Annotated in this window: 28 protein-coding genes; 16 read left to right on the top strand and 12 right to left on the bottom strand. The window is 67.8% G+C overall.

Annotation, left to right across the window (positions count from 1 at the left end; genetic code table 11):
• Positions 1-273: 273 nt before the first annotated feature.
• Entirely contained in the window at positions 274-975 is a 702-nt protein-coding gene (locus KY497_RS07770) for a metal-dependent transcriptional regulator (RefSeq protein ID WP_055865154.1), read from the bottom strand.
• A gap of 101 nt (positions 976-1,076) precedes the next feature.
• On the opposite strand from KY497_RS07770, the gene serC reads away from it, so the two are divergent.
• Positions 1,077-2,189 (top strand): phosphoserine transaminase, encoded by a 1,113-nt coding sequence (gene serC, locus KY497_RS07765; RefSeq protein WP_219870215.1) that lies wholly within the window; start codon positions 1,077-1,079, stop codon positions 2,187-2,189.
• Between the two features lie 10 nt (positions 2,190-2,199).
• Here the strand turns inward: serC and KY497_RS07760 are convergent, their stop codons facing one another.
• Positions 2,200-2,778, bottom strand: a complete 579-nt coding sequence (locus KY497_RS07760; protein WP_219870214.1) for a DUF3027 domain-containing protein — start codon at positions 2,776-2,778, stop codon at positions 2,200-2,202.
• Positions 2,762-3,142 carry a cold-shock protein gene (locus tag KY497_RS07755; protein WP_017828921.1) on the bottom strand — a complete coding sequence of 127 codons (381 nt, stop codon included), beginning with the start codon at positions 3,140-3,142 and terminating at the stop codon, positions 2,762-2,764. Before KY497_RS07755 ends, KY497_RS07760 begins: the two co-directional genes overlap by 17 nt.
• 118 nt (positions 3,143-3,260) lie before the next feature.
• Between KY497_RS07755 and KY497_RS07750 the strand changes: the two genes are divergently transcribed.
• The 3 genes from KY497_RS07750 to KY497_RS07740 are packed head-to-tail and all read left to right on the top strand — an operon-like array spanning position 3,261 to position 6,934.
• Positions 3,261-3,536 carry a hypothetical protein gene (locus KY497_RS07750; RefSeq protein WP_017828922.1) on the top strand — a complete coding sequence of 92 codons (276 nt, stop codon included), beginning with the start codon at positions 3,261-3,263 and terminating at the stop codon, positions 3,534-3,536.
• A gap of 10 nt (positions 3,537-3,546) precedes the next feature.
• Positions 3,547-5,256, top strand: a complete 1,710-nt coding sequence (locus KY497_RS07745; RefSeq protein WP_219870213.1) for a helicase-associated domain-containing protein — start codon at positions 3,547-3,549, stop codon at positions 5,254-5,256.
• A gap of 37 nt (positions 5,257-5,293) precedes the next feature.
• A complete protein-coding gene (locus tag KY497_RS07740) occupies positions 5,294-6,934 on the top strand; it encodes a DNA repair helicase XPB (RefSeq protein WP_017828924.1) in 1,641 nt (546 codons plus the stop codon).
• A 10-nt stretch (positions 6,935-6,944) separates the two neighbouring features.
• On the opposite strand, the gene KY497_RS07735 is transcribed toward KY497_RS07740, so the two are convergent.
• Positions 6,945-7,976, bottom strand: coding sequence for a CPBP family intramembrane glutamic endopeptidase (locus KY497_RS07735; protein ID WP_219870212.1), 1,032 nt, complete (start codon positions 7,974-7,976; stop codon positions 6,945-6,947).
• Between the two features lie 163 nt (positions 7,977-8,139).
• Between KY497_RS07735 and KY497_RS07730 the strand changes: the two genes are divergently transcribed.
• The 3 genes from KY497_RS07730 to KY497_RS07720 all read left to right on the top strand — a co-directional run bounded on the left by KY497_RS07730 (position 8,140) and on the right by KY497_RS07720 (position 11,017).
• Positions 8,140-8,832 carry a response regulator transcription factor gene (locus tag KY497_RS07730; protein ID WP_017828926.1) on the top strand — a complete coding sequence of 231 codons (693 nt, stop codon included), beginning with the start codon at positions 8,140-8,142 and terminating at the stop codon, positions 8,830-8,832.
• A 61-nt stretch (positions 8,833-8,893) separates the two neighbouring features.
• Positions 8,894-10,588, top strand: a complete 1,695-nt coding sequence (locus tag KY497_RS07725) for a cell wall metabolism sensor histidine kinase WalK (protein ID WP_219870211.1) — start codon at positions 8,894-8,896, stop codon at positions 10,586-10,588.
• Between the two features lie 141 nt (positions 10,589-10,729).
• Complete coding sequence (locus KY497_RS07720; protein WP_055865175.1) at positions 10,730-11,017, top strand: WXG100 family type VII secretion target; 288 nt, start codon at positions 10,730-10,732, stop codon at positions 11,015-11,017.
• A gap of 67 nt (positions 11,018-11,084) precedes the next feature.
• On the opposite strand, the gene groL is transcribed toward KY497_RS07720, so the two are convergent.
• The 4 genes from groL to KY497_RS07700 form a co-directional block, all read right to left on the bottom strand.
• Complete coding sequence (groL, locus tag KY497_RS07715) at positions 11,085-12,704, bottom strand: chaperonin GroEL (RefSeq protein ID WP_141385865.1); 1,620 nt, start codon at positions 12,702-12,704, stop codon at positions 11,085-11,087.
• A 124-nt stretch (positions 12,705-12,828) separates the two neighbouring features.
• Positions 12,829-13,407: a LytR C-terminal domain-containing protein gene (locus KY497_RS07710; RefSeq protein WP_229778816.1), complete on the bottom strand. Its 579-nt coding sequence runs from the start codon at positions 13,405-13,407 to the stop codon at positions 12,829-12,831.
• Between the two features lie 81 nt (positions 13,408-13,488).
• Complete coding sequence (locus KY497_RS07705; RefSeq protein ID WP_017828931.1) at positions 13,489-13,746, bottom strand: DUF3263 domain-containing protein; 258 nt, start codon at positions 13,744-13,746, stop codon at positions 13,489-13,491.
• A gap of 9 nt (positions 13,747-13,755) precedes the next feature.
• Positions 13,756-14,748 carry a DUF2332 domain-containing protein gene (locus KY497_RS07700; protein ID WP_219870210.1) on the bottom strand — a complete coding sequence of 331 codons (993 nt, stop codon included), beginning with the start codon at positions 14,746-14,748 and terminating at the stop codon, positions 13,756-13,758.
• Positions 14,749-14,819: 71 nt separating this feature from the next.
• Here KY497_RS07700 and msrB point away from each other — a divergent pair, with 71 nt between their 5' ends.
• Positions 14,820-15,224, top strand: coding sequence for a peptide-methionine (R)-S-oxide reductase MsrB (gene msrB / locus KY497_RS07695; RefSeq protein ID WP_017828933.1), 405 nt, complete (start codon positions 14,820-14,822; stop codon positions 15,222-15,224).
• On the top strand, positions 15,221-15,799 hold the full coding sequence (locus KY497_RS07690) for a nitroreductase family protein (protein WP_219870209.1): 579 nt from the start codon (positions 15,221-15,223) through the stop codon (positions 15,797-15,799). Before msrB ends, KY497_RS07690 begins: the two co-directional genes overlap by 4 nt.
• 4 nt (positions 15,800-15,803) lie before the next feature.
• Here the strand turns inward: KY497_RS07690 and KY497_RS07685 are convergent, their stop codons facing one another.
• The gene (locus KY497_RS07685) at positions 15,804-16,715 is read right to left on the bottom strand and encodes a DMT family transporter (protein WP_141385926.1); all 912 of its coding nucleotides are present in this window, start codon (positions 16,713-16,715) and stop codon (positions 15,804-15,806) included.
• A gap of 102 nt (positions 16,716-16,817) precedes the next feature.
• On the opposite strand from KY497_RS07685, the gene KY497_RS07680 reads away from it, so the two are divergent.
• From KY497_RS07680 to KY497_RS07660, 5 genes are all read left to right on the top strand, one after another.
• The gene (locus KY497_RS07680) at positions 16,818-17,444 is read left to right on the top strand and encodes an SOS response-associated peptidase family protein (RefSeq protein ID WP_141385862.1); all 627 of its coding nucleotides are present in this window, start codon (positions 16,818-16,820) and stop codon (positions 17,442-17,444) included.
• Positions 17,445-17,539: 95 nt separating this feature from the next.
• Positions 17,540-18,451 carry an ABC transporter ATP-binding protein gene (locus tag KY497_RS07675; RefSeq protein ID WP_055865189.1) on the top strand — a complete coding sequence of 304 codons (912 nt, stop codon included), beginning with the start codon at positions 17,540-17,542 and terminating at the stop codon, positions 18,449-18,451.
• Positions 18,448-19,263, top strand: coding sequence for an integral membrane transport protein (locus KY497_RS07670; RefSeq protein WP_055873869.1), 816 nt, complete (start codon positions 18,448-18,450; stop codon positions 19,261-19,263). Before KY497_RS07675 ends, KY497_RS07670 begins: the two co-directional genes overlap by 4 nt.
• A 9-nt stretch (positions 19,264-19,272) precedes the next feature.
• Complete coding sequence (locus KY497_RS07665) at positions 19,273-20,547, top strand: sensor histidine kinase (RefSeq protein ID WP_219870208.1); 1,275 nt, start codon at positions 19,273-19,275, stop codon at positions 20,545-20,547.
• Complete coding sequence (locus KY497_RS07660; protein ID WP_219870207.1) at positions 20,544-21,230, top strand: response regulator transcription factor; 687 nt, start codon at positions 20,544-20,546, stop codon at positions 21,228-21,230. Before KY497_RS07665 ends, KY497_RS07660 begins: the two co-directional genes overlap by 4 nt.
• A gap of 1 nt (position 21,231) precedes the next feature.
• Here the strand turns inward: KY497_RS07660 and KY497_RS07655 are convergent, their stop codons facing one another.
• Positions 21,232-22,185 (bottom strand): aldo/keto reductase, encoded by a 954-nt coding sequence (locus KY497_RS07655; RefSeq protein WP_219870206.1) that lies wholly within the window; start codon positions 22,183-22,185, stop codon positions 21,232-21,234.
• Positions 22,186-22,251: 66 nt separating this feature from the next.
• Positions 22,252-23,082: a polyphosphate kinase 2 gene (gene ppk2, locus KY497_RS07650; RefSeq protein WP_219870205.1), complete on the bottom strand. Its 831-nt coding sequence runs from the start codon at positions 23,080-23,082 to the stop codon at positions 22,252-22,254.
• A gap of 232 nt (positions 23,083-23,314) precedes the next feature.
• Between ppk2 and KY497_RS07645 the strand changes: the two genes are divergently transcribed.
• Positions 23,315-23,638, top strand: coding sequence for a hypothetical protein (locus KY497_RS07645; RefSeq protein WP_219870204.1), 324 nt, complete (start codon positions 23,315-23,317; stop codon positions 23,636-23,638).
• A 35-nt stretch (positions 23,639-23,673) separates the two neighbouring features.
• Here KY497_RS07645 and KY497_RS07640 read toward each other — a convergent pair whose 3' ends face one another.
• Positions 23,674-23,952, bottom strand: coding sequence for a hypothetical protein (locus KY497_RS07640; RefSeq protein WP_017828944.1), 279 nt, complete (start codon positions 23,950-23,952; stop codon positions 23,674-23,676).
• Between the two features lie 985 nt (positions 23,953-24,937).
• Between KY497_RS07640 and KY497_RS07635 the strand changes: the two genes are divergently transcribed.
• Positions 24,938-26,242 carry an IS256 family transposase gene (locus KY497_RS07635; RefSeq protein WP_219870203.1) on the top strand — a complete coding sequence of 435 codons (1,305 nt, stop codon included), beginning with the start codon at positions 24,938-24,940 and terminating at the stop codon, positions 26,240-26,242.
• Positions 26,243-26,270: the final 28 nt, after the last annotated feature.

Here is a 26,270-nt window from a genome sequence, read left to right as displayed (position 1 = left end):
TGGGCCCTCGCGCTGTTCGGGTCAGCGCTGGCTCGTCGGCACTCTGCTCTCGTGGCACGAATGTAGCTCGGGTACTTTGTGCGTTCCTGCCGTGAAGACGACGAGCCTGGAAGGCAATCTTCGCGGGTTCATCTCCAGCGGGCTTCTTCGCTGGCGACCTGTCCGAGGTTACCGGAAGATAACGATCATGTCACCCCGGGAATCTGACAATCACCGCAGAAGCCTCCGGCGCCCCGCCGCTGCGCTGGCGACGGTCCCGGATTTCTCGCGGGATCAGGCCGGTTCGCCCACCAGGAAGATGTGCGATGCCAGCTCCACCGGGAGCTCGAGCCCCTCGTCTTTGCCGTCCATCTGGATGAGCACGTAGCCCTCGCTGAAGCGGAAGTCTCCGTGGGCGCCGGGAACGACACCCGCGTCACGCAACTGCTCGAGCAGCTCGGGATCGACCTGAGCCGGCTCGGCGAGACGACGGACCGTGCCCTCGACGGGTGCACCCGCGGCGTTCAGACGCTGCACGAGTCCGATGACGCCCTCGTCGAACGTGCGCGCGGGAACGTCTCCGAGCTGGTCGAGTCCGGGGATCGGATTGCCGTACGGCGACTCGGTGGGATGTCCGAGCAGCTCGACGAGGCGGCGTTCGACCTGCTCGCTCATGACGTGCTCCCAGCGGCAGGCCTCTTCATGCACGAACGCCCAGTCGAGTCCGATGACGTCGGACAGCAGACGCTCGGCGAGCCGATGCTTGCGCATGACGTTGACGGCCTTGTTGCGCCCCGCGTCTGTGAGCTCGAGAGTGCGGTCCTCGGAGACGATGACGAGACCGTCGCGCTCCATGCGGCCGACGGTCTGCGACACGGTCGGACCGGAGTGGCCGAGACGTTCGGAGATGCGCGCGCGCAGAGGCACGATGTTCTCCTCCTCGAGTTCGAGGATGGTGCGGAGATACATCTCCGTGGTGTCGATCAGGTCGGTCATGTGCAGGCCCTCCGAGGTTCTTAGGCAAGCCTACATTCCTCGGCGGACATCGGACTCTCGAGCGGTCCTGCGACAGGTCGAGCGCCCCCTAGAATCGACCCATGGCGATCGAGATTCCCCGTGACCTCCTGCCCATCGACGGCCGCTTCGGCTGCGGTCCCTCGAAAGTGCGCCCTGCGCAGCTCGAGGCGCTGGTCTCTTCGGGGTCGACGATCCTGGGGACATCGCATCGCCAGGCGCCGGTGAAGAACCTCGTCGGCAGCGTCCGCGAGCAGCTCGCCGCCCTGTTCCGCATTCCCGAGCGATACGAGATCATCCTCGGCAACGGCGGATCGACCGCGTTCTGGGACGCGGCAGCCTTCGGCCTCATCGACCGCCGTAGCCAGAACCTCGTGTTCGGCGAGTTCGGCGGCAAGTTCGCCGCCTCCGCCGCCGCCCCTTGGCTCGAGGCACCCGACGTGCGCAAGGCCGAGCCCGGCTCGCTGACCGTCGCCGAGGTCGTGGAAGGCGTCGACGTGTACGCCTGGCCGCACAACGAGACCTCGACCGGCGTCGCCGCACCGATCCAGCGCATCGCCGTCAATGGCGCACTGACCGTCATCGACGCCACGAGCGCGGCGGGAGGTATCGACTTCGATGCCGCACAGGCCGACGTGTACTACTTCGCACCGCAGAAGAACCTCGGCTCCGACGGTGGCCTGTGGTTCGCCGCGGTCTCGCCGGCCGCGATCGAGCGCATCGATCGAATCGCCGCGTCGGGTCGCTACATCCCCGAGTTCCTGAGCCTGAAGAACGCGGTCGACAACTCGCGGCTCAACCAGACGTTGAACACCCCGGCGCTGACGACCCTGCACCTGCTCGACAGCCAGCTGCGCTGGATCCTCGACAACGGCGGCCTCGCCTGGGCGGCGGCGCGCACCGCCGATTCGTCTTCGGTTCTGTACGACTGGGCCGAGGCCTCCTCCGTCGCGACGCCGTTCGTCACGGAAGCCGCACACCGCTCACCCGTGGTCGCCACGATCGACTTCGACGACAGCATCGATGCCGCGGCGATCGCGAAGACGCTCCGCGCGAACGGGATCGTCGACACGGAGCCCTATCGCAAGCTCGGGCGCAACCAGCTGCGCGTGGCCACGTTCGTCTCGATCGAGCCGGATGATGTGCGTCAGCTGACCCGATCGATCGAGTACGTGCTGGAGAACCTGGGCGCCTGAGCGCCTGGAGTCACTCCTCCTCGTCGACCTCGCCGGCGTCCTCATCGAGCGCGTCGGCGTCGTCGTCTTCCGGCTCTTCGTCTTCGGCGGCGCCGTCGTCGAGTTCGTCGATGTCCACGCCGTCCAGATCGCCGGCGTGCAGGAGGTCCGCTTCGCCGTCGTCGAGGTCGTCGTCATCGAGGTCGTCGTCGTCGAGACCATCGTCGGCCAACGCATCGTCGCCGATCGCCACGTCGCCGCCGGCAGCAGCGGCCGCCTCGGCGAGCTCGACCTGATGGGCGCGGTACTCGGCCAGCCTCTCGGCCCAGGGGACCCACTCCGGCGCGAGCAGCGCGCCGTCGCCGGGCAGGAGTTCGATCTCGAGGACCGTAGGCTCCTCGCCCTCGACGCGGGCGACGGTCACGGTCCAGAACCACCCCGGGTAGCCGGGGAGTCGGTTCTGGAAGCGCAGCGAGACCGAGCCGTCTTCCTCGGCGAGGTATCCGGCGGCGGGGCCGACAGTGGACGCCGGGGTGATCTCGGCCAGCGCGGCCAGCGCGAGGTCGTGGGCGGCGATGAGACGCGCGTCGGCGTCAGGCGTCGAGGTCATCAGCGACCTTGCGCAGGACGGCCGCGATCTTGCGGCCCTGTCCGGAAGAGGGGTAGCGCCCGCGGCGCAGATCCCCGCCGATGCCGTCGAGGAGCTTCACGAGATCCTCGACGATGATGGCCATGTCGTCTGCAGGCTTGCGCTTGGCCTTCGAGAGGCTGGGCGGTGCCTCGAGCACACGCACGGACAGCGCCTGGAGTCCGCGCTTGCCGTCGGCGACGCCGAACTCCACGCGTGCACCGGCCTTCACCGCGGTGCCGGTGGGCATCGCGGAGGCGTGCAGGAAGACGTCCTGGCCGTCATCGCTGGCGATGAAGCCGAAACCCTTGTCTTCGTCGTAGAACCTGACCTTGCCGGTGGGCATGGGAGAACCTCGCTGAGATCGATATGCAGAACAGTGGACGCGCTCGTGTGCGTGCCCCCAGCCTACCGGTCGTGGCGCTCGCGCAGCCGAAGGCCTCAGTGCGAGTAGGCTGAGGCGGATGAGCACGCAGAATTCCGAACCGGAGGTTCCCATCCGCCGGCTGGATCGTATCCTGGCGTTCACCGCGCTCGGAATCGCCGCGGCGTCCGTGGTGTGCTTCTTCGCGATCATCATCGGCACCGCGCTCGGGATGGACCAGGCCGCGTTCGGCGAGGGCATCTGGCCCGTCGTCGCCGCGATCCCCTACTGGGGGCTGCCGGTCGCCTTCCTCATGATCATCACGCTCCTGACCATGAGCTTCATCCGGAAGGGACGCGCGTCTTCGCGTTCCTGAGGCATCGGCCATGAGCACTCACGCGCGACCGCTGGCGGATTGGCTGGCGGCAGCGAGCGATGACGACCTCCGCCATTTCTTCCGCGCACGGGGCGTGCGAGCGGATGCGCCGTGGCAGGACTTCTTCGATGCCGCTGAGGCACTGCTCGATCCGGCATCGCTGATGCGTGTGCTCCCCACGCTCACGGCATCCGAGGCGAGCGCGCTGGTCTCCGCCGCCGCCGGACAGGACGCCGGACGCGAGACGGAGCAACTGAAAGCGCTCGCGCTGCTCCGGCCCGACGGCACGCCCTATCCCCCGGTGGTCGCCGCGATCGCCGGGCGCACCGCCTCCGGACCGCCCGCCGAAGCACCGGCACCGGCCTCGTCCGAGGCTGCCGCAGCGCACGCGGCCGAGCGCGCCTTCACGACCGTGGCCGTGCTCGCCGACCTTCTGATGATCGCGAGGGAGAGCCCGTTCGCCCTGCTCACGGGCGGTGGCGTCAGCGCCGGCGAGAAGCGTCAGCTCACCGAAGCCGGCGTCCCCGCCGAGATCGTCGACACCCTCGCCGCCATCGCGCTCCAGTCCGGGCTCGCCGTCTCCGCAGACCGGCGGCTGCGATCGAGCCAGTCGGCGGAGGACTGGCTGCGCTCGTCCGCTGCCGATCGATGGGCGGTCCTTGCGACCGCGTTCCGCGACGCGCTGCCACGCGGAGTCCGCTCCGAGACCGGCGGATGGATCCCGCCCGAGGTATGGCCGTTCGCACACCCGTGGGATCCCGCCTGGGCCGAGCGTTCGCGCACCCTGCAGGAAGCGGCTTCGCTGCTCGGTCTGATCGCCGAGGACGCAACCGAGCCCGAGTGGGCCGTGAGCCTGCGTCGCGGGGATGCCGCCGACCCGGAAGCTCTCGTGCGCCTGCTGCCGACCGAGGTCGACCGCATCTTCTTGCAGAACGATCTGACGGCGATCGCACCGGGTCCGCTGGAGCCGGCGCTCGACGTACGACTGCGCACGATCGCGGCCCGGGAGTCCGCAGCCCAGGCGTCGTCCTACCGCTTCACCTCCGAGTCGGTGGCGCACGCGTTCGTCGCAGGCGAGACCGAGCAGTCGATCCTCGATTTCCTCTCCTCCGTCTCCCTCACGGGTCTCCCTCAGCCCCTCAGCTACCTGATCGCCCAGACCGCCCAGCGACACGGACTGGTCCGCGTCTCGACCGATGACGAGACCGGCCGCACGCGGATCGAGAGCTCCGACTCACACCTCATCCAGGCGATGGCGGTGGATCAGTCCCTCCGCCCGCTCGCCCTCACCGCGCACCTCGACGCCCTGACCACCCGCGTCGGCCGGGACACGGTGTACTGGGCGCTCACCGATGCGCGATATCCGGCGACGCTCGTCGGCCCCGACGGCGCCCTGCTCGTCCGCGAGCGGCATCCGGCGCCCCCGTCGTCGGCATCGACCGGGGACTCGATCGACCTGATGCCGCTCATCACCCGGTTGCGCTCGCATCAGGGACCGGATGCCGATGCGGCGTGGCTCGACCGTGAGCTCGAGGCTGCCGTGCGCGCGAAGTCCGTCCTCCAGGTCACGGTCGGGATGCCGGACGGATCGACCAGGGAACTCCTCCTGGAAGCGACAGGGATCGGCGGCGGCAGACTCCGCGGACGAGACCGGGCGGCCGACGTGGAGCGGACGCTCCCGGTGTCGAGCATCCTCACAGCGACGATCGTCGCGCCGTAGGGCCCTGCACCTGTCTCGACCGCTAAACTGGTGAGCTATGTCTGATGGCCCACTGATCGTCCAGAGCGATCGCACCGTGCTGCTCGAAGTCGCCCACGCCGACGCCGAGAGCGCCCGCCACGAGCTGGCGATCTTCGCCGAGCTGGAACGCGCCCCCGAGCACATCCACACCTACCGAATCACGCGTCTGGGGCTGTGGAACGCCAGAGCCGCAGGGCACACCGCCGAAGACATGCTCGAGACGCTCGATCGCTGGTCGCGCTTCCCCGTGCCTCCTTCCGTGTCCGTCGACCTACGCGAGACGGTGAACCGCTACGGGCGGCTGGTCATCGAACGCGACGACGAGGGAACCCTGATCCTGCGCTCCTCCGATCCCGCCGTGCTGGCGCAGGTCGCGAACAACAAGCGCATCCAGCCGCTGCTCATCGGCCACCCGACGCCTGAGACGTTCGTCGTCGATGCCTGGGCTCGCGGGCAGATCAAGCAGGAGCTGCTGAAGATCGGCTGGCCCGCCGAAGACCTCGCCGGGTACACCCCGGGGACACCGCACGAGATCGACCTCGCCGAGGACGGCTGGCACATCCGCCCCTACCAGCAGGATGCCGTCGATGCCTTCTCGAAGGACGGCTCGGGCGTCGTCGTGCTCCCCTGTGGCGCCGGCAAGACGATCGTGGGCGCCGGCGCGATGGCCGCGACCAAGACCACCACGTTGATCCTCGTCACCAACACCGTCTCGGCCCGCCAGTGGCGCGACGAGCTGCTCAAGCGCACCAGCCTCACTCCCGAGGAGATCGGCGAGTATTCGGGTCAGGCCAAAGAGGTCAAGCCCGTCACGATCGCGACCTACCAGATCCTGACCGCTAAGCGTAAGGGCGAGTACGCGCACCTGGCGCTGCTCGATGCCCTCGACTGGGGCCTCATCGTGTACGACGAGGTGCACCTGCTGCCGGCTCCGGTGTTCAAGCTCACCGCCGACCTGCAGGCGCGTCGACGGATCGGCCTCACCGCCACCCTCGTGCGCGAGGACGGACGCGAGGGCGACGTCTTCAGCCTGATCGGCCCCAAGCGCTTCGACGCTCCCTGGAAGCAGATCGAGGCGCAGGGCTTCATCTCCCCCGCCGCGTGCTACGAGGTGCGCGTCGATCTGCCGCCGAGCGACCGGCTCGAATACGCCGCGGCGACCGACGACGAACGCTATCGCCTGGCGGCCTCCGCCCCGGCGAAGGTCCAGGCGGTGCGTGAACTCATCGCCAAGCACGAGGGCGAGCGCATCCTCGTGATCGGACAGTATCTCGATCAGCTCGAGTCGCTGTCCGAGGCTCTGAACGCGCCGCAGATCACCGGCGCGACCCCCATCGACGAGCGCGAAGAGCTCTACCGCGCCTTCCGCGAAGGCGACATCTCGCTCCTCGTGGTCTCCAAGGTGGCGAACTTCTCGATCGACCTCCCTGAGGCCTCGGTCGCGATCCAGGTGTCCGGCTCCTTCGGATCGCGTCAGGAGGAGGCCCAGCGACTGGGTCGCCTGCTGCGCCCGAAGCAGTCAGGACACACCGCGAGCTTCTACACCCTCGTCGCCCGCGACACGATCGATCAGGACTACGCCCAGAACCGTCAGCGTTTCCTGGCCGAGCAGGGATACAGCTACACGATCATGGACTCGGACGCGATCGCCGCCTGACCGCGGAAGATCACGCTCGGGCGGAACGTCCCTGCAGGGCGAGGCCGAGGTGATGGGTACCGGTCGCCCCCACGGTGGGCGATGCGACCCGCGCCGTGCGTGCGATCCCGAGCCTCGCCGCCCAACGGTCGGCGAGCAGGGCGTAGACGACCATGGCCAGCGCTGACGCGAGAAGGTCGACAGCCGTGCCCGAGGTCGCGTTGGCGTCGACCAAGGTGACGGATCCGAGCAGGAAGATCAGCACGTTGTTGACGATGTGCAGCGAGATCGCCGCCTCGAGTCCACCCGTGCGCCAGGTCAGCCAGGCGGCGACGATCGCGAACATGCCCACGCTGGCCGCGCCCCAGATGTCGTAGCCGTGGCCGAGCACGAACAGCGGCACGGGCAGGAGGATGGCGAAGGCGGGATGACGCAGCCATCCCCCGACCAGCTGCATCAGATACCCGCGGAACACGTACTCCTCGGCCGCGGCCTGGAAGGGGATCAGCAGCAGCACGAGCAGCACCATGATCCACAGTCCCGGGTGCGAGAAGTCGGCGGTCACCGCGTCGCCGGTGAGCGCCGACCACCCCAGCACGACGGCGAAGTAGACGACAAACACCGCGAGCGCCAACAGCAGACTCCTGCCGAGCCATCCCATCCGCAGACGCCCGGTGACAGACGACAGCAGACCGACCCCGCGTCCCTCGACGATCCGCGAGGCCAGCAGCAGGGCGGGGATCATCAGGATCAGCGGCAGCACCAGCGCCACGAGCAGCCACGGGCGGTCGAGGTCGAAATACTGCGACGTCGTGAGGAGCACCTGCGCGTCGACACCCCACTCCGGGACGAACATCGACACGATGGCCAGTGGCACGATCACGATCAGCAGGATCGCGATGTAGAGGGCGATGCCGACGAGCCCGGTCAGCAGCATGCGCCACCAGCGATACCGCGGCCGCAGGCGTGCCAGCCGGTGGTAGGCGAGCTGCTCGACACCGGGCAGTCCGGCCTGTGCGACGGTGTTTCCGGGGGCGGGGGTGGCGTCCTCGTTCAAGCTCATACCTCGATCCTCCCGTGTGCAGCTGTGCGCCGCATCCGACCGTGGGACGATCTCGGCTCCCGCCGTCCACTTACCGCGCGCCCGGCTCGCTCGAAGGCGGCGACTCCACGCCGTTCCGCACAATAGTCAGCATCCACATGGTCGGAGTCACCATAATGGGGACATGACTGCTCCGCGCATCCTGGTCGTCGATGACGAACCCAACATCCGCGACCTGCTCTCCACGGGTCTCAGCTTCGCCGGATTCCAGGTGAAGACGGTCGCCAACGGCGCCGCCACGATCTCGGCCGTCCTCGAAGAGGAGCCAGACCTCATCATCCTGGATGTCATGCTGCCCGACATGAACGGGTTCAGCGTGACCAAGCGCCTCCGCGGCGCGGGTTTCACCGCCCCGATCCTGTTCCTGACGGCGAAGGACGGCACCGACGACAAGATCGAAGGCCTCAACGCGGGTGGCGACGACTACGTCACCAAGCCGTTCAGCCTCGACGAGATCGTCGCCAGGGCCCAGGCGATCCTCCGCCGCACGATGCAGGCCGACGAGGAGTCGATCATCCGCGCCGGTGAGCTCTCCATGGATCAGGACACGCACGACGTCCACGTCGGCAAGGAGCCGATCGAGTTGAGCCCGACGGAGTTCAAGCTGCTCCGCTACCTGATGCTCAACCCGAACCGCGTGCTGTCGAAGGCCCAGATCCTCGACCACGTCTGGGAGTACGACTTCAACGGCGACGCCGGCATCGTGGAGAGCTACATCTCCTACCTCCGCCGCAAGATCGATCCGCACACCGAAGAGTCGTTGATCCAGACCAAGCGCGGCTTCGGCTACATGCTCAAGGTCGGCAAGACGGTCTGACGACCACCGCACCACCATCGACGCCGCCCCGCGGCGGAGTCGCCGCATGAGGGAGGACCGCATGGCGCACAAGCCCGATGCGGTCACCAGCTGGTGGCGACGCATCAGCCTTCGGGCGAAGGTCACCGGCGTCACGGTCGCGGTGCTCGCCCTCGGCCTGCTCGTCGCGGGTATCGGCACGGTGCCGATCCTGCGCAACGCCCTGGTCGCGAACATCGACGCCCAGCTTCCCGCCCTGGTCTCCAGTGACCTGGTCGATCGCTACTTCGACACCGTGACGGTCAATGGCGTCAGCACCTACACCCCCCGCGACGAGCAGCCTCGGGACTTCTCCTTCGCGATCTACGACGCGACGGGCGAGCTCCGCGCGACGGCACGCGGCACCGCGGGCCAGGCGCCTCTGTTCCCCGCCCAGTACTCCCTCACGAAAGCGACGGCGAACACCGACCAGATCCCGCTCGAGATGGAGGGAGCCGACGGCCAGCGCTTCCATGCCGCCGTCGCCGTGGTCCCCTCGGAGGGCGGAGTGCTGCGCATTCAGCTGGTGGCCCTGCCGCTCTCGCCTGCCGATCGCATCATCAGCCAGTACTTCGGCATCTACATCACGATCGCCCTGATCACCATCCTGATCGCCGCACTCCTCACGCGTGGACTCGTGACCCTGACGTTCCGCAGGCTCGGCCAGGTCGAGGCGACGGCCATGTCGATCGCCGCCGGCGACTTCCGGCAGCGGCTGACCGACCTCGAGCCGACCACAGAGGTCGGGCGGTTGAACACCGCCATCAACACGATGCTCGATCGCGTCGACCGCTCTCTCGCGCAGCGGGACCGCACGGTGCAGCACATGCGGCGGTTCATCGGCGATGCGAGCCACGAGCTGCGCACGCCGCTGGTGAGTGTCCGCGGCTACGCGGAGCTGTACCGCATGGGCGCGATCAAGGGCGAGGAGGATACGGCCCGGGCCATGGAGCGCATCGAGAAGGAAGCCATCAGGATGGGTGTCCTGGTGGAGGACCTTCTCGCTCTCGCCCGGTTGGACGAGGAACGCGAGCCGGAGATCGTGCCGCTCGATCTGCGGCCGATCGCGAGGGACGCCGCCCTCGATCTGCGTGCCGCGGCTCCCGGACGCACGGTCACCGTGATCGACCGCACCGCCGACAGCAAGACCGTGATCCCCGTTCACGAGATCCCACCGCTTCAGCCGCCGCAGCCCCCGACTCCGCGCGGCCTGTCGCGCGCCACGCTCTCGCGCCTTCGCCGTCGCCCCCGGCCGCAGGAGCAGGCCCCAGCCATCGACTTCACAGAGGTCACCGATCTCCCTGTGCGCACACCGCCGATCGTGCTCGGCGAAGAGAACAAGGTCCGTCAGGTGGTCACCAATCTGCTGGGCAATGCGCGCCGATTCTCCCCGGAAGACGGTCCGATCGAGATCGTCGTCGACTCGGACCGCGTCGCGGGAACCGGAAGCATCGCGATCGTCGATCACGGCGAGGGGATCCCTCCGCAGATCCGGGAGCAGATCTTCGAGCGGTTCTGGCGAGCCGACACCTCACGCGCCAGGGAGACGGGAGGCTCCGGCCTCGGGCTCGCCATCGTCGCATCGATCCTGAAGGCGCTGCACGGCGGCGTCGACGTCTCGGAGACCCCTGGTGGCGGCGCGACGTTCACCGTCACACTTCCTCTCGCACCGGCGCAGGCCACTCCCGCGCATCTCCTCGAGGACACGCAGCCTCTGGAACGGCTCGATCTGCCCTGAGCCCAGGCCCGGACCGCCTGCACTCCTGCACCACCGCTGCCGCGCACCGATTGCGCACAGCACGCGGAGCTCACTGTCTTCGTCGGTGCACACGGCAGCGACGTCCGCTTAGCCTCGGAACCCCTACGAGAAGGAGTTCCCATGTCTGTCTTCACCGTCGACACCGAAGCCGTCCATGCGGCCCACGGAGCGACACGCGCCACCATCGAGCGCTTGCAGAGCGAGTCCGCGACCCTGATGGCCCAGCTCCGCCAGCTGCAGTCGACCTGGTCGGGGACGGCGTCCAATGCCTTCCAGACGTGCGCCGAGCAGTGGCAGGGCGCTCAGGTCCACGTGGAGCAGGTGCTCGAATCGATCGGCACCTCTCTCGGCTCGGTCGCCACCCAGTACGCAGACGCCGATCAGTACTCGGCCAGTCTGTTCCGGTGACACCACCTCGGCGTCAACGCAGAACGCCCCCGGCCGAAGCCGGGGGCGTTCTGTCAGGAGAGCTGGATCAGAAGTCCATGCCACCCGACGGGTCACCCATGGGAGCTGCAGCCTTCTCGGGCTTGTCAGCGACGACGACCTCGGTGGTGAGGAAGAGAGCCGCGATCGAGGCTGCGTTCTGCAGCGCCGAGCGGGTCACCTTCGCCGGGTCGATGATTCCCGCAGCGAACATGTCGACGTACTCACCCGTGGCCGCGTTGAGGCCCTGGCCCGAGGGGAGCTCGGAGACCTTGTTCGCGACGACACCCGGCTCGAGACCGGCGTTCAGCGCGATCTGCTTGAGCGGAGCCTCGATCGCGACGCGGACGATGTTCGCACCGGTCGCCTCGTCGCCCGAGAGCGAGAGGGAGTCGAGGGCCTTGGTGCCCGACTGGATGAGCGCGACGCCACCACCGGCGACGATGCCCTCCTCGACGGCTGCCTTCGCGTTGCGAACGGCGTCCTCGATGCGGTGCTTGCGCTCCTTGAGCTCGACCTCGGTCGCGGCTCCGGCCTTGATGACGGCGACGCCACCGGCGAGCTTCGCCAGGCGCTCCTGGAGCTTCTCGCGGTCGTAGTCGCTGTCGGTGTTCTCGATCTCGCGACGGATCTGCGTGACGCGACCCTCGATCTGGTCTGCCTCGCCGGCACCCTCGACGATGGTGGTCTCGTCCTTGGTGACGATCACCTTGCGTGCACGACCGAGCAGGTCGAGCGTGGCGTTCTCGAGCTTGAGGCCGACCTCTTCGGTGATGACCTGACCACCGGTGAGGATCGCGATGTCCTGCAGCTGCGCCTTGCGGCGGTCGCCGAAGCCGGGAGCCTTGACGGCGACCGACTTGAAGATGCCCTTGAGCTTGTTCAGCACGAGCGTCGCGAGAGCCTCGCCCTCGACGTCCTCGGCGATGATGACGAGCTCCTTGCCGTCCTGGATCACCTTGTCGACGATGGGCAGGAGGTCCTTGATGTTGGAGACCTTCTGGTTCGCGATGAGGATGTACGGGTCCTCGAAGACCGCCTCCTGGCGCTCCGGGTCCGTGACGAAGTAGGGGTTCAGGTAACCCTTGTCGAAGCGCATGCCCTCGGTGAGCTCGAGCTCGGTGCCGAACGTCTGCGACTCCTCGACGGTGACGACGCCCTCCTTGCCGACCTTGTCGATCGCCTCGGCGATGAGCTCGCCGATCGCGGGGTCAGCAGCGGAGATCGAGGCCGTGGCGGCGATCTGCTCCTTGGAGTCGATCTCCTTGGCGCTGGCGAGCAGCTCCTCGGTGATCGCGGCGACGGCCTTCTCGATGCCGCGCTTGAGCGAGATGGGGTCGGCGCCGGCTGCGACGTTGCGCAGACCCTCGCGGACCAGAGCCTGGGCGAGGACCGTGGCGGTCGTGGTGCCGTCACCTGCGACGTCGTCGGTCTTCTTGGCGACCTCCTTGACGAGCTCCGCGCCGATCTTCTCGTACGGGTCGTCCAGCTCGATCTCCTTGGCGATGGAGACGCCGTCGTTCGTGATCGTGGGGGCGCCCCACTTCTTCTCGAGAACGACGTTGCGGCCGCGCGGGCCGAGGGTGACCTTGACCGCGTCGGCGAGGATGTTCAGGCCGCGCTCGAGGCCGCGGCGGGCCTCCTCATCGAAAGCAATGATCTTTGCCATGAGTTTTTTCGTCCCTCCTGGACGTAGACGTTGGGTTTAGCACTCAGAGTGAGAGAGTGCTAACGCCATTCTGGCACTCGACACCTTCGAGTGCAAGCCGCCGGAGGTGAGGTCCACCCGGGGGTCAGGGGGCCGGAGTCTCCCCGGGCGTCTCGGACGCCGAGCTCGATCGATCGAGGCCGATCACCACGGTGAACTGCTTCTGCCCGTCCTCCGTCTGACCGGAGTAGTAGTCGCTCTGCTGCACGGCTGCGCCGCCGAGGAGGTTCGCCAACCCGATCGCTGCGAGCTCGTCCTCGTCGTTGAGGTAGAAGACCGTCGTGGCGGGGAAGTCCTGGCTGGAGCTGTCGCCCGCGAAGACGATGTCCGACGCCCACCCGTTGTTGATGAGCAGATCCCTCATCTGCGTGTCCAGGCCCTCGTCCGGCGTGCCGTTGAGGATCAGCACGGAGATCGAGGTGTCCACCACGCCGGTCTCCTCCGGGGTGGGCACGGCGGTGGGCACGGCCTCGGGGAAGAGCGAGACGCGACCCATCACCACGAGGGACCCGAAGATCCCGCCGATGATGAGCACGAGCGCGGCGACGAAGGACCACAGCAGCACGACCCAGCCGTTCATCCCCGGCGCTTCGGCGCGGTGCGCTCCTACACGTCCGGAGGAACGGGGAACGTCATCGAAGCGATCGCGGGAGGGCTTGGACACCCCTCGATGCTAGCGGCACCTTCCTGGCAATCCGTTCCTCGGCGCGGATCATGCGACCCACGAGGCTGTCGGTGCGTGCGTTCAGCCCACGAAACCCGGCGTCCGGGCCGAGCGCTGCCTGGCACGGGAATCCCGGATCCGACGCAGTCTCCGCACCAGCATCGGGTCGTACTCCAGAGCGGCTTCCGATTCGATCAGTCGCCCGAGGAGCTGGTAGTAGCGCGCCGCGCTCATCCCCAGCTGGGCACGGATGACCTCTTCCTTGGCCGAGCCGTGGCGCGGCCAAGCGACCTCCATCGCGAGGATCGCGCGGTCGCGCTCCGTGAGATCTCCGAGCATGGGTCCAGGTTAGGACGCATCCGCGGGGAGGGCTGTTCGCCACTCCCACCAGGCGCCGAGAGGATCCGCGGCCGCACGCACCTGCCCGTCGATCGCGACGACGAAGCCCGGCCAATCTTCCGTGTCCACCGGAGGCACCCAGACATCCAGCGCACCGGGCGGATCGATCGTGACCCAGTGTGCGTCCAGGGCGGAGATGCGCGCGACCAGGGCGCTTCTGCGCTCCCGCGGGATGTGGACAAGAACGCCGGGTGTCGTGATGACGAGCGTCGCCTCGGTCGGTGCGGCGGCCGCGAGCGCCTCGATGCCCTCCAGAGCATCCCCGGCGACGAGGAGAGGCGGATCGGATGCCGCGATGTCCAGCGCGGCCTCGATGCGCTCATCCCTCCCCCTCTCCCCCGGCCACACGAGTCCGCGCAGCCACCTCCGATCCCGTTCGTCCGCCGCATCCAGCGGAGCCAGATCGATGCCTGCCCTCCAGACGATCTCCGGAAGACGCAACCGGGGCAGAGGTCCGGTCACCGTGCTCTCCAGCACGACCGTCGACGGTCCTTCCACGGGGTCGAGCGCGGCTCGGAGCGCGCCGTCGTCACCGAGGAAGCGATACGAGTAGCGGTCCGGGTAGAGGCAGAGCCCCGCAGAGGCTCCGACCTCGAGCAACGCGATCGGGCCGTCGATCTCGGACAGCACGGGAAGCAGCGCGGCGAGGCGGAGCGGCTCATTGGTCTGCAGGCTGCGACTCGCGCACTCCGCGACGACCTCGTCGGCGTTGCGGAGCACGAACTCCCGCCACTGCGGATACGCCGCGAGTCCGGCGCCGAGTATCCGGGTCACGGCGAACACGAGAGGCGGTTGCCTCCGCGTCTCCGGAATCCGCAGCAGGACACCCCGCACCTCTTCGTCAGCGGCGACTCCGGCGGCCCATGCCGCGTAGAGGGCGCTGCGACCGGGCGCCTCGTCACGGGCGAATCGTGCGTAGCGCTCCTGCACAGCATCCGTCATCCGTCCATTCTGACCCGGAGCACCCGAGACCTCGCCGCGCGGGGGAGAATGGAGACGACTCAGGAGGACACATGTCGTACAGCGTGGACAAGACCGAAGACGAATGGCGCGAAGAGCTCGGCGAGGAGCAGTACGCCGTGCTGCGGCAGGCCGCGACCGAACGGGCCTGGACCGGTGAGCTGCTCGATGAGGAGCGTGCGGGCCTCTACACGTGCGGCGCCTGCAACGCGGAGCTCTTCAAGAGCGGCACGAAGTTCGATTCCGGATGCGGATGGCCCAGCTTCTACGAGTCGATCCGCCCCGATGCGGTCGAGCTCATCGAAGACGACAGCCTCGGGATGGTGCGCACCGAGGTGCGCTGCGCCAACTGCGGGTCGCACCTCGGCCACGTGTTCCCCGACGGGTTCGGAACGCCGACGGGCGACCGCTACTGCATGAACTCGATCGCACTGAACTTCACCCCCGACGCGTCGTGAGCGCCCTCGACGCCGTCCGGGCACGGCAGTCCTGGTCGAAGGTCGAAGACACCGCGCCGACCCGCGAGGAGCTGCTGACGTTCGTCGCTGCGGCAGGCCGCGTCGCCGACCACTCATCGCTGCGGCCCTGGCGGCTGATCGAGCTGCGCGGCGCGGATCGCGAGGTGCTGGGCGCGGCGATCGCGAAGGCCCAGGGAGATTCCTCACCCTCGTCGAAGCCGCTTCGCGCTCCGCTGCTCATCGCCGTCGTCGCGAGCTACCGCAAGAGCGAGAAGGTGCCCCGGTGGGAGCAGGAGGCGGTCGCGTCCGGTGTCGCGCACGTGTTGAGTCTTCTGCTCGACGAGGCCGGGTGGGGCGTCATCTGGCGCACGGGCCACTACACGCGTGCCAAGGCGGTGGCCAAGGCCCACGGCCTCGGCAAGAACGAGGAGCTCCTCGGCTGGCTTTACGTGGGTGGCAAGCCCGAAGGCAAGAAGCCCGGCCGGCGTAAGAGCGTCGATGCCCGCAAGCTCGTCACGCGCCTGCCCGCGGCGAGCACCGAGAAGGCGAAGAAGAAGAAGAAGAAGAAGAAGTAGTGCCTCAGCGTCGACGCCGCCACGGCATGGCCACGACGACCGACCCGACGGCGACCACGACCATCGCGAGCACCTGCCAGAGCGCGGGTCCCGCCGCCGGTGGCCACAGGAGGTCGATCACGACCGACGTGACCAACTGCCCGAGCACCGATCCCAGGCCCATCAGCAGCACACCCGTCTGGGCAACGATGAAGGTGCCGAGCAGGATGTACGCGGCGCCCAGGAAACCTCCGAGGTAGAGCCAGGGCTCCCCCGGCAGCGCCGCAGGTGCGCCGCGGAACGCGATGCTCACGCCCGACGCGAGCGCGAGGACCACGGTGCCGGCGATGAAGCTCATCAGCGTCGCGGCCAGCGGTGAGCGCGCGCGCTGCGCCAGCCGCCCGTTGGTCGCCGCCTGCCACGCGATGCCGACGCCCGCTGCGAACGGCAGCAGCAGCATCCACAGCGGTGCGGAGGCGAGCACATCGCCGGAGAGCGAGATGCCGACCGCCGCGAGCGCGAGCAGACCGCCGAGGACCCGACCGGGAGTGACCGCGACGACGCCTGCCGGACCGAAGCCGATCCGATCGAGCACGAGGCCGTGCACCGTCTGCCCGGCCACCACGCCGACGGTGAACAGCGAGACGCCGAGCACTCCCGCCGTGAGCCCCTGGGTGGAGACCGTGAGCGCGCCGCAGGCGCCCCCGAGCAGCATCCAGAACGGGATCGTCTGCTGCCGGATGCCGTCGCGGAGTCTCGCCACTCCTCGTCGGGCGGAGGGGAGACAGATGATCACGACCGCGAGCGCCAGAAGGCCCACGGAGAAGGAGACGAAGCCGGCGACGATCCCATCGTCGACACGCACTCCGAGCACTCCGTTGATCCGCGCCTGGATCGCCGTCATCACCCCGATCGCCACCGCACCGCCCAGTGCCACCGGGGCGGGAAGTCGACGGGGCTCTGGCACCTGTCGACCCTACCCGAGCCCGTGGGCGCTCTCGTTCCTGCGGATGTCGGAGCCCGGCGCTACGCTGGCGGCATGTGCGCGAGCTACGGTCTCGATCCCCGATTCACCGATGCGGAGCTCCTCGCCGCCGCCGACGACGCGGTGCTCGAGGGCCTGCGGGTGTGGGCCCGCGAGAATGCGGGTGAGACCGTCCGCCCCACGGGCAAGAGCCTGCGCAACCTCAATCCCCTGGTCGTGCAGCCCGATGCCGCGCCGACCCTGGAGCCCGCGTGGTGGGGCTTCCTCGTGAACGGCGAGCCGGCGAAGTTCCCCTCGATCAACACCCGCGCCGAACGCCTTCAGGAGCGTCCAGGAGGGGCGAAGTCGAGAGCGATCGTGCCGGCGACGAGCTGGTACGAGATGCAGAAGCCCTCTCGCCAGTGGAACGAGTTCATCATCGACGACGGCACCCTGTTCGGCATGGCCGCGGTCACCCAGCGCGGGCGCACCGCCGACGGCGAGTGGTTCACGTGCTACTCGATCGTGATGCGCCCCGCCCCGGCACACCTCGTCGATCTGCACGATCGGATGCCGCTGCTGGTCCCCTCCTCGTTGAGCCACGACTGGCTGACCGCGCCGGCGTCGAGGGAGATCATCGACGAGGCGGTCCTCGCCTCCGACGAGATGGCCGCGCGCGTGCAGGCACGTCCTCGCCCCTGAGGTGCGGATGTCCGCCGCCGGGCGGACCCTCTCTCCATCAGATGTGTACTTGAGGAGGACGCGCGATCCCGGGGTCGCTCCGTAACGTTGTCCTCATGATCACAGCAGAAGGCCTCACCAAGAGATTCGGAGACAAGACCGCCGTCGATGACGTGTCGTTCACGGTCAAGCCGGGCAGCGTCACCGGATTCCTGGGCCCGAACGGCGCCGGGAAGTCGACCACCATGCGGATGATCGTCGGCCTCGACCGGCCGACGTCCGGCCGTGCCGCCATCGCCGGCCGCGAGTACCGCAAGCTGCGCGCACCGCTCACCGAGGTGGGCGTGCTCCTCGACGCGAAGGCGGTGCACACCGGCCGCACCGCGCGCAACCATCTCCGCGCGATGGCCGCGACCCACGGCATCCCCTCCTCTCGCGTCGACGAGGTGATCGACCTCGCCGGCATCGGATCGGTGGCCCGCAAGCGTGCAGGCGGGTTCTCGCTCGGCATGGGACAGCGCCTCGGTATCGCCTCGGCGTTGCTCGGCGACCCGCACACGCTGATCCTCGACGAGCCGGTCAACGGCCTCGACCCCGAGGGCGTCCGCTGGGTCCGCCAGTTCGTCCGCCACGCCGCCTCCGAGGGGCGCACCGTGCTTCTCTCGAGCCATCTGATGAGCGAGATGGCGCAGACCGCCGACCACGTCATCGTGATGGGACGAGGCCGCGTGCTCGCGGATGCGCCGCTCCCCGAACTCGTGCGCTCGTGGACCCGCAACACGGTCAGGGTGCGCACTCCCCGCCCGGCCGATCTGGCCGCAGCCGTCGGCGGACCCGATGTCGAGATCGTGAGCTCGGCTCCCGACCTGCTCGACATCGTGGGGCTGCCTGCTGCGCGCATCGGCGACCTCGCTGCGGACCGCGGCATTGCGCTGCACGAACTCACCCCGACCACCGGTTCGCTCGAAGACGCCTACCTCGCCCTCACCGGCGACTCCGTCGAGTACCGCACCAAGGAGATCTCATGACCACGACACAGGCCCCCGCCGCCACACGGCCGCGCGTGGACACCGGTCGAAAGCTGACGTTCGTGCGCGCGCTGCGCGGTGAATGGATCAAGCTCGCCACCCTGCGCTCGACCTGGTGGTCCATCGGGATCGCCGCCGCTCTGACAGTGGGGATCGCGGTTCTCATCGCCCAGGCCCTCGACATGCCGGACTTCGAGCCGATCCAGGCCGTCATCATGCCCATCCAGTTCACCATGCTGCTCGCCGGCATCATCGGTGCGATCTCGGTCACCGGCGAGTACTCGACCGGAATGATCCGTTCGACGCTCACGGCGAATCCTGTTCGCGGATCGGTGCTGGCGGCGAAGTCGACCGTGCTGGCCGTCTTCATGTTCCTGTCGTCGCTGGTGATCTTCGCCATCGCCGCCCTCGCCGTCACTCTCATCGTGGCGCCGCGGGATCAGAGCATCGACTGGTCCGACCCGTCGGCCTCGATCCTGCCGATCGTCGTAGCCTCGCTGTCCATGGCTGTCTTCGCCCTCATCGGCGTCTCGTTCGGGTTCATCCTGCGCTCGGGGGCCGGAGCCATCGCCGCCACCGTCGGCGTGCTGTTCGTGCTGCCTATCGTCGCGAGTTTCTTCTCCTTCGCCGGCGAGGCGTGGGCGTGGGTCATCGAGGCCTCGTCCTACCTCCCGGTGGCGGCTGCGCAAGCCGCGATCATGCCCAGTGAGACGGCGGCTCTCGACGCACCCACCGCGTTCCTGACGCTGGGCTGCTGGGTGGCCGGTGGTGCCCTGGTCGCGTGGGGCGTGCTGCGCACGCGCGACGCGTAAAGTCGGCCTGTGAGCAGAACGCGAAGCCGCAGCGACTCGATCCGTGAGGACGAGGAGCTGCGGCTTCCGCGTGCCCCTGGCCTGTTCCGACGCTTCTGGGCGCGCCACCCGCTGTTCGCCGACATCCTGCTCGCCCTGATCTGCCTGTTCCTGTCGCTCGCACCGGCCGCGCCCTACCCCGACCCCTCGCTCCCCGAGGGCACCTACATCACCCTCAACATCGCGACGCTGGCGATGGTCGCGATCGGGTGCAGCACCCTTCTCTGGCGCCGTCGAGCGCCGCTGGGCCCCTTCCTCGCTGCGGTGATCCTGGGTACCGTCGGTCTGTTCACGGGCATGTCCGGCGGCATCATCCTCCTGCTCGTCGCCTGCTACGGCGTCGCGGTCTATCGCTCGGCCCGCCTGGCCTGGATCTGCTACGGGATCGGCGCGGCATGGTTCCTCGGCTTCACCACGGTGCTCATGCTGACCGGCGCGACCGTGCTCCAGGTCGGCCTCGACACCGCACTCAGCTACGTCGCGCTCGGTCTCATCGGCACACTCGTCGGAGTCAACGTCGGTGACCGCAAGCGCTACCTCCTCGCCATCATCGACCGCTCACGCCAGCTCCTGATCGAGCGCGACCAGCAGGCGCAGCTCGCAGCCGCGTCCGAACGCGCCCGCATCGCCCGGGAGATGCATGACATCGTCTCCCACTCGCTCACCGTCATCGTCGCCCTGTCCGAAGGTGCGGCCGCGACACCGGACCGGGAGCAGGCACGCAAGGCCGCGGCATCCGCCGCCGACACCGCCAGAGGTGCGCTCACCGAGATGCGCTCGATGCTCGGAGTGCTGCGCGACGACGAATCCCCGTTGCCGCTGGTCCCGATGCAGCCCGTACCCGCGCACGACACCGTGGAGACCGCGCAACGAGCCGGCTATCCGGCGACGCTCACCGTCGTCGGGCAGGCGGAGGTCTCCCCCGCCGTCGCGCATGCGATCGGAAGGATCGTCCAGGAGGGGGTGACCAATGCGATGCGTCATGCTCCCACTGCGAAGACCATCACGGTGCGACTGGAGTACACGACCGAGACGGTCACGATCGAGATCGTGAACGACGGCGTCGCAGGCGAGGTCGGGTCGGACGGATTCGGCGTGCGCGGACTGTCCGAGCGCGCTGCGCACGTTCACGGAATGGTGCGGTCGGCACCTGCGGACGGGGGACGATGGGTTCTGCGGGCCGTGCTCCCCACCTCGGGAAGCACACCCGCCGCACGACGAGAGACGATGGAGGACGACGGATGACGGATGCGATCAGGGTGCTGCTGGTGGATGACCAGGAGCTCATCCGAGTCGGGTTCCGGATGGTGCTCGACGCGGAGGAAGACATCGTGGTGGTCGGTGAGGCCGGCGACGGCAAGGCGGCGATCACGCAGACCGCCCTGCTCGCCCCCGACCTGGTGCTCATGGACATCCGGATGCCGGAGCTGGACGGCATCGCCGCCACCGAGGAGATCGTCCGCGACCACCCGCAGACCAAGGTGCTCGTTCTGACCACGTTCGATCTCGACGAGTACGCGTTCGGAGCGATCCGCGCGGGCGCGAGTGGGTTCCTGTTGAAGGACGCGCAGCGCCACGAGATGATCTCTGCCGTGCGCGCCGTGTCCCGCGGAGATGCAGCGCTCTCCCCTCGGGTCACGAGAGCGCTGATGGAGCATGTGACACCCCGACTCGGAGCGACCTCGTCCGCCGCTCCGGCCGCCGAGGAGAGCGCCGCACTCGAATCGCTCACCGATCGCGAGCGCGACGTGTTCCTCGCGATCGGCCGCGGCCTCACCAACGCGGAGATCGCCCAGACTCTCTATGTCGGCGAGTCCACGGTGAAGACGCACGTCGGTCGCGTGCTCGCGAAACTCGGTGCCCGCGACAGGATCCACGCAGTCATCCTGGCGCACCGGCACGGACTCGTCGGCGACGAGCGAGGCTAGCTCAGGTCCGGGCCGGAGTCCACTCCGAGACCTGGTTGAGCCGCTGCACCTCGTCGTCCGAGAGCTCGAGGCGGGCACCGGCGAGGAGATCGGGAACCTGGTCCACGCTGCGCGCACTCGCGATCGGTGCGACGACCGTCGGCTGCGCGCGGAGCCAGGCGAGTGAGGTCGCGGCGATCGAGGCGTCGTGCACGTCGCCGATCTCCTGGAGCGCATCGATGACCCGCAGCCCCGCCGGCGTCGCGTACTTCGCCGCGCCGTGGGCCCGCGGCGAGCTCTGCCCTTCGACATCCGTCGAGCGGTACTTGCCGGTGAGGAAGCCGCTCGCCAGTGAGTAGTACGGGACGAGACCGAGCCCGAACTCCTCGGCGACCGGGATGATCGTGTCCTCGACCTCGTTGCGGTGCACGAGGTTGTAATGCGGCTGCACAGCGACCGGCAGCGCGGCACCGGTGCGACGGGCGATCTCGATCCACTCGCGGATGCGATCGGCGGAGTAGTTCGACACGGCGAAGTGCCGCACCAGACCGTCGTCGACGAGCTGACCGAACGCGGCGACAGTCTCCTCCAGCGGAACCGTCTCGTCGTCGAAGTGCGCGTAGTAGAGGTCGATCTCATCGACGCCCAGGCGCGCCAGCGAGGCTTCGGCGGCCTTGCGGACGTTCGACGCGGCAAGACCGCGGAACTTCGGGTGCTGGCTCACCTTGGTCGCGACGACCACCCCTGCGGGCCTGCGAGAAGCCAGCCATTCGCCGACGATCGTCTCACTCTCTCCGCCCTCGTTCCCCGGCACCCAGGAGCTGTACGAGTCAGCGGTGTCGATGAAGTCGCCACCGCCGTCCACGAACGCGTCGAGAACCGCGAAGGAGGTGTCGCGGTCGGCCGTCCAGCCGAACACGTTGCCGCCGAGCGAAAGCGGGAGGACGTCGAGATCACTGGTGCCGATGCGAGTCATGAGGGGGACAACCTCCGAGTCCACCCGTCGCATTCCCGGATGCCCTCCTGTGGCGACCCGCAGACATCACCGCGTCGGCCTCTCCTCCTCGTGATGGATCTGAGAGGGGCGCCCCACGAGCCGTGGATCAGGGGCGTGAGCGATCAACGGATCCTTGCCCGGGTAGTCGAACCGCGAGAGGACGCACCTCATCGCTTCCAGCCGCGCGCGCCTCTTGTCGTTGGACGCGATGACGGTCCAAGGGAGGGCAGGGGTGTCCGTCCGAAGGAACATCGCCTCCTCCGCTGCGATGTACTCGTCCCAGCGGTCGATGCTCGCGAGGTCGGTCGGGCTGAGCTTCCACTGCGCGACCGCGTCTTGGCCCCGGCGCGCGAAGCGGCTCCGCTGCTCCGCCTCATCTATCGAGAACCACAGCTTCACGAGGCGTATGCCCGAGCCGACGAGCATGCGCTCGAACTCCGGCACGGTCTGGATGAACTCCTCGTACTCGGCGGACGAGCAGTAGCCCATGACCCGCTCTACACCGGCGCGGTTGTACCAGGAGCGATCCATCATCACGATCTCGCCGCCGGAGGGCAGATGCGCGACGTAGCGCTGGAAATACCACTGCGTCCGCTCCGCATCGGTGGGTTTTTCGAGTGCCACGACACGGGCACCCCGGGGGTTCAGGTGCTCCATGAAGCGCGTGATCGCGCCGCCTTTGCCCGCCGCGTCTCTTCCCTCGAACAGGATGAGCACGCGGTCGGACGAGCGCGTGATGTGCGCCTGGAGCTTGAGGAGTTCGATCTGCAGCAGGCGCTTCTCGCATGCGTACGCCTCCCGCGTGAGCGCGGTCTCATACGGGTCGCCGCTCTGCCACTCCGGCATGGACCGCTGCGACTCCGGCGAGCTGCTCATGACATACCCCTCCCCCGGTGCTCCATGGATCACGCCCTTCAGGGGCAAGCGCAGGTGGCCGCGGCGGGGAGTCGGCCACCTGCGCAGTCATCCACCTGGTGTCACGACGTCGTACCCACCAGGAAACTCAACGTTCAGTAACGTATCACCCTCTAGTGCGATACTCCGATATGCTCTTTCACCATCACGATCTGGCGCGGAAAGTGCGCGCGGTGGCGGCTATGGTGCAGAGATGGGAACGATCCAGTACGGCAACGGCGAGGAGATCCATATCGAGGACCGCGCGCTCGCGCATCTGAAGGTGGCCATCGCCACCAAGTTGCGACGCAACGAGAGCTTCACCCTGTCGTGGCGTCATCCCGACGGAGATCCCGCAGGACGCTCGACGATCTGGCTGCACCCCTCGATTCCGCTCCGCTTCACCTTCGACGAGCCGGAGGCGCCCCCGCTGAACCCCTCGTGGATTCAGGACCTGATGCAGTCGGCGAGCTCGACGGGCGGGATCGGCCTCATCGACGAGGTCGTCGACACACCAGAACCCGTCTCAGTGGACTGAGTCCGCCGAGAGCACGGATCAGAGACGCGTGAGCCTCAGCTCGTCCGCCATACGGAGAGCAGCTGCCATCCCTCGGGCACCTGCGACTCGAGGGCAGCCATGTCGTCGCCTTCGATCTCACGGATACCGTCACGACGCAGGAACTTGCCTTCGACCGAGCGCATCGATCCTGCTTTCTCCATCGTCGCCATCGCCGAGACGAGGTCCCATCCGGCGGGAGCCTGAGCGGTGAGCTGCGCGCGAACCTCGGCGAGGTCTTCGCCCTTCAGCGTCACGCTGTGGGCTTCGACAGGGCGAATCAGTCCGTGGAGCATCACACCAGCCTAGGACGAGGGAGGGGCGGATGTTTCGTTCACTCCCCTGCACCCCTGCTCTGCGAAGGGCCGGAGGAGTGATACCGCCCCCACCCGCCTGCGCTGTAGGGCGAGTCGCTGCTGGATCAGCGACGGGGTCGGCTCCGCATCGGGCTCGCTCATGCGCAGAGCCTACGACCTACGCGACGGGGCATACCGGGCAAAATCGCCGACGACGGACAAGCCCGGCCCGAGTTCTGCCTGCAGATCTGCCACGAGCTGCTGGCCCTCAGCGATCCATGTGCGTCCGATCAGTGGATCTGGCCATCGCATTTCGGTGACCGGATCCAGCACGGTCTCCCAGACCTAATTCCACTCCCGGAGCCGCTTTCGCAGCTCAGCTGAGACCACAAACTTCTCCGGTATCCGGTCGCCTCCGAACCACTCCGGGTACAGCAGAAACGTGTTCATACGCTCTTCAGGAGTCATCCCCCGACTATCTAGGTTCGCCATCAGGGCGACGATAGCAATGCGGGAGCGTGCCATACGCATCCCGGCATTCGTCGCCTCTCGGCTGATGCCGTCGGTGTTTCCTGAGCCGACTACGGGACTCGAACCCGTAACCCCCGTTTAAAAGATCCCCTGTTCATACGTGTACTTGCGTGCACCGTCCGCAGGTTTTCGCGGGATCGGTACAACCATGTACACGCATGTACAGATCCAAAACCACGACTAAACCATGGATCCGCCGCCTCTCCGACGTCGGAGGTTGCGACACAGAATCGAACCCTCTCGGACGGAGGAAGGAATCACCGGCTATGGGGAGCCCCGACTCGACGCTCTCCGCGTACCGGGATAAGCAGTCACAGGAACGATCGATCCTCAAGGCGGCAAAGCACGGCCCGCTGCAGTCGCTCACCGATCGTGGGGTCTGTCGGAAAGTTTGTGTGTGAGGGGTTCGGCGTGATCGGTTCGGCTTCGGTCGGACGGGAAGATGAATCACGTCATGAGCACTGAATTGAAGACAACAACTGAGCAATCCGAGACCGTCGATCTGCGAACCGGGGAGGTCCTTCCTGCGCCGCCGAATGTCACCGCGGTCGCAGAGCAACTCGTGGCCGCCGCTCGTGGTCAAGGGATCGAACTGACTGGCCCGAACGGGCTGCTGACGGGACTGACCCGGCAGGTCCTGCAGTCCGCGTTGGAGGCGGAGCTGACCGAGCACCTCGGCTACGACCCGGGCGACCGGGTCGGGAAGCAGACGCCGAACAGCCGGAACGGATCCACGCCGAAGACGGTGCGGACCGAGATCGGCGATCTCACGATCCAGGTCCCGAGGGACCGGGCGGGCACGTTCGCGCCGGTGGTGGTGCCCAAGCATCAGCGCCGGATCGCGGGGTTCGACGAGGCGGTGATCTCGCTGTATGCGAAGGGCATGACCACCGGCGATATCGCCAAGCACCTCTCCGATCTCTACGGATCAGACGTCTCTCGTGATCTGGTGTCGACGGTGACCGACAAGGTGCTCGGCGACATGCAGGAATGGCAAGCCCGTCCGCTGGACGTCGTCTATCCCGTGGTTCTGATCGACGCGCTCGTGATCAAGGTCCGCGACGGGCAGGTCGCCAACCGGCCTGTCTACGTCGCTGTCGGCATCGATCTCGAGGGTCACCGTGACGTTCTCGGGTTGTGGATGGGACCGACCGGCGGGGAGGGCGCGAAGCAGTGGATGAACATGCTCACGGAGCTGCGCAACCGTGGTGTCGCCGATGTCTGCATCGTCTGCTGCGACGGACTCAAAGGCCTCCCCGATGCGATCACCGCGATCTGGCCCCTCGCAACGGTGCAGCAGTGTGTCGTGCATCTCGTGCGGAACTCACTTCGATACGCGTCGAAGAAGTACTGGTCCAAGATCACCAGGCAGCTCCGCGAGGTCTATACCGCTCCGACCATCGCAGCGGCCGAGGCGAGATTCGCGGAGTTCGCCGAGCAATGGCGGAGCCTGTATCCGGCGATGATCCAGATGTGGGAGAACGCGTGGGGCGAGTTCGTGCCGTTCCTGAAGTTCCCGCCGGAGATCAGACGCCTCATCTATACGACCAATGGGATCGAGTCGCTCAATGCCAGGTTCCGGCAGGCCACGAGACGCCGCGGGCACTTCCCCAACGAGCAGGCGGCGATGAAGGTGCTCTACCTGACGGTGCTCGAGCGGCGCCCGAATCGCACGAACCCGACCGGGCAGATCGCCGGCTGGAAAGCTATCCTGAATACCCTGTCCATCACCTACGGCGACCGCCTAGGAATCAACTAAGCCGAAGCCCCATACACAAAGGAACGGA

The organism is Microbacterium sp. PAMC22086, from assembly GCF_019443525.1.
Classification (GTDB): Bacteria; Actinomycetota; Actinomycetes; order Actinomycetales; family Microbacteriaceae; genus Microbacterium; species Microbacterium maritypicum.
Note: the sequence above shows the minus strand (reverse complement) of the source record. Positions and strands in the feature narration are given on the sequence as shown.

Bases quoted from the DNA above. Each gene is read 5' to 3' on its own strand.
- KY497_RS07720 (WP_055865175.1), top strand. From the start codon at position 10,730: ATGTCTGTCTTCACCGTCGACACCGAAGCCGTCCATGCGGCCCACGGA.
- KY497_RS07635 (WP_219870203.1), top strand. From the start codon at position 24,938: ATGAGCACTGAATTGAAGACAACAACTGAGCAATCCGAGACCGTCGAT.
- KY497_RS07755 (WP_017828921.1), bottom strand. From the start codon at position 3,142: ATGCCCACCGGCAAGGTCAGGTTCTACGACGAAGACAAGGGTTTCGGC.
- KY497_RS07680 (WP_141385862.1), top strand. From the start codon at position 16,818: ATGTGCGCGAGCTACGGTCTCGATCCCCGATTCACCGATGCGGAGCTC.
- KY497_RS07735 (WP_219870212.1), bottom strand. From the start codon at position 7,976: ATGAGCTTGAACGAGGACGCCACCCCCGCCCCCGGAAACACCGTCGCA.
- KY497_RS07675 (WP_055865189.1), top strand. From the start codon at position 17,540: ATGATCACAGCAGAAGGCCTCACCAAGAGATTCGGAGACAAGACCGCC.
- KY497_RS07660 (WP_219870207.1), top strand. From the start codon at position 20,544: ATGACGGATGCGATCAGGGTGCTGCTGGTGGATGACCAGGAGCTCATC.
- ppk2 (WP_219870205.1), bottom strand. From the start codon at position 23,082: ATGAGCAGCTCGCCGGAGTCGCAGCGGTCCATGCCGGAGTGGCAGAGC.
- KY497_RS07670 (WP_055873869.1), top strand. From the start codon at position 18,448: ATGACCACGACACAGGCCCCCGCCGCCACACGGCCGCGCGTGGACACC.
- groL (WP_141385865.1), bottom strand. From the start codon at position 12,704: ATGGCAAAGATCATTGCTTTCGATGAGGAGGCCCGCCGCGGCCTCGAG.
- KY497_RS07740 (WP_017828924.1), top strand. From the start codon at position 5,294: ATGTCTGATGGCCCACTGATCGTCCAGAGCGATCGCACCGTGCTGCTC.
- KY497_RS07745 (WP_219870213.1), top strand. From the start codon at position 3,547: ATGAGCACTCACGCGCGACCGCTGGCGGATTGGCTGGCGGCAGCGAGC.
- KY497_RS07640 (WP_017828944.1), bottom strand. From the start codon at position 23,952: ATGCTCCACGGACTGATTCGCCCTGTCGAAGCCCACAGCGTGACGCTG.
- KY497_RS07760 (WP_219870214.1), bottom strand. From the start codon at position 2,778: ATGACCTCGACGCCTGACGCCGACGCGCGTCTCATCGCCGCCCACGAC.
- KY497_RS07705 (WP_017828931.1), bottom strand. From the start codon at position 13,746: ATGCTCGGAGATCTCACGGAGCGCGACCGCGCGATCCTCGCGATGGAG.
- msrB (WP_017828933.1), top strand. From the start codon at position 14,820: ATGTCGTACAGCGTGGACAAGACCGAAGACGAATGGCGCGAAGAGCTC.
- KY497_RS07655 (WP_219870206.1), bottom strand. From the start codon at position 22,185: ATGACTCGCATCGGCACCAGTGATCTCGACGTCCTCCCGCTTTCGCTC.
- KY497_RS07645 (WP_219870204.1), top strand. From the start codon at position 23,315: ATGGGAACGATCCAGTACGGCAACGGCGAGGAGATCCATATCGAGGAC.
- KY497_RS07725 (WP_219870211.1), top strand. From the start codon at position 8,894: ATGGCGCACAAGCCCGATGCGGTCACCAGCTGGTGGCGACGCATCAGC.
- KY497_RS07700 (WP_219870210.1), bottom strand. From the start codon at position 14,748: ATGACGGATGCTGTGCAGGAGCGCTACGCACGATTCGCCCGTGACGAG.
- serC (WP_219870215.1), top strand. From the start codon at position 1,077: ATGGCGATCGAGATTCCCCGTGACCTCCTGCCCATCGACGGCCGCTTC.
- KY497_RS07770 (WP_055865154.1), bottom strand. From the start codon at position 975: ATGACCGACCTGATCGACACCACGGAGATGTATCTCCGCACCATCCTC.
- KY497_RS07750 (WP_017828922.1), top strand. From the start codon at position 3,261: ATGAGCACGCAGAATTCCGAACCGGAGGTTCCCATCCGCCGGCTGGAT.
- KY497_RS07730 (WP_017828926.1), top strand. From the start codon at position 8,140: ATGACTGCTCCGCGCATCCTGGTCGTCGATGACGAACCCAACATCCGC.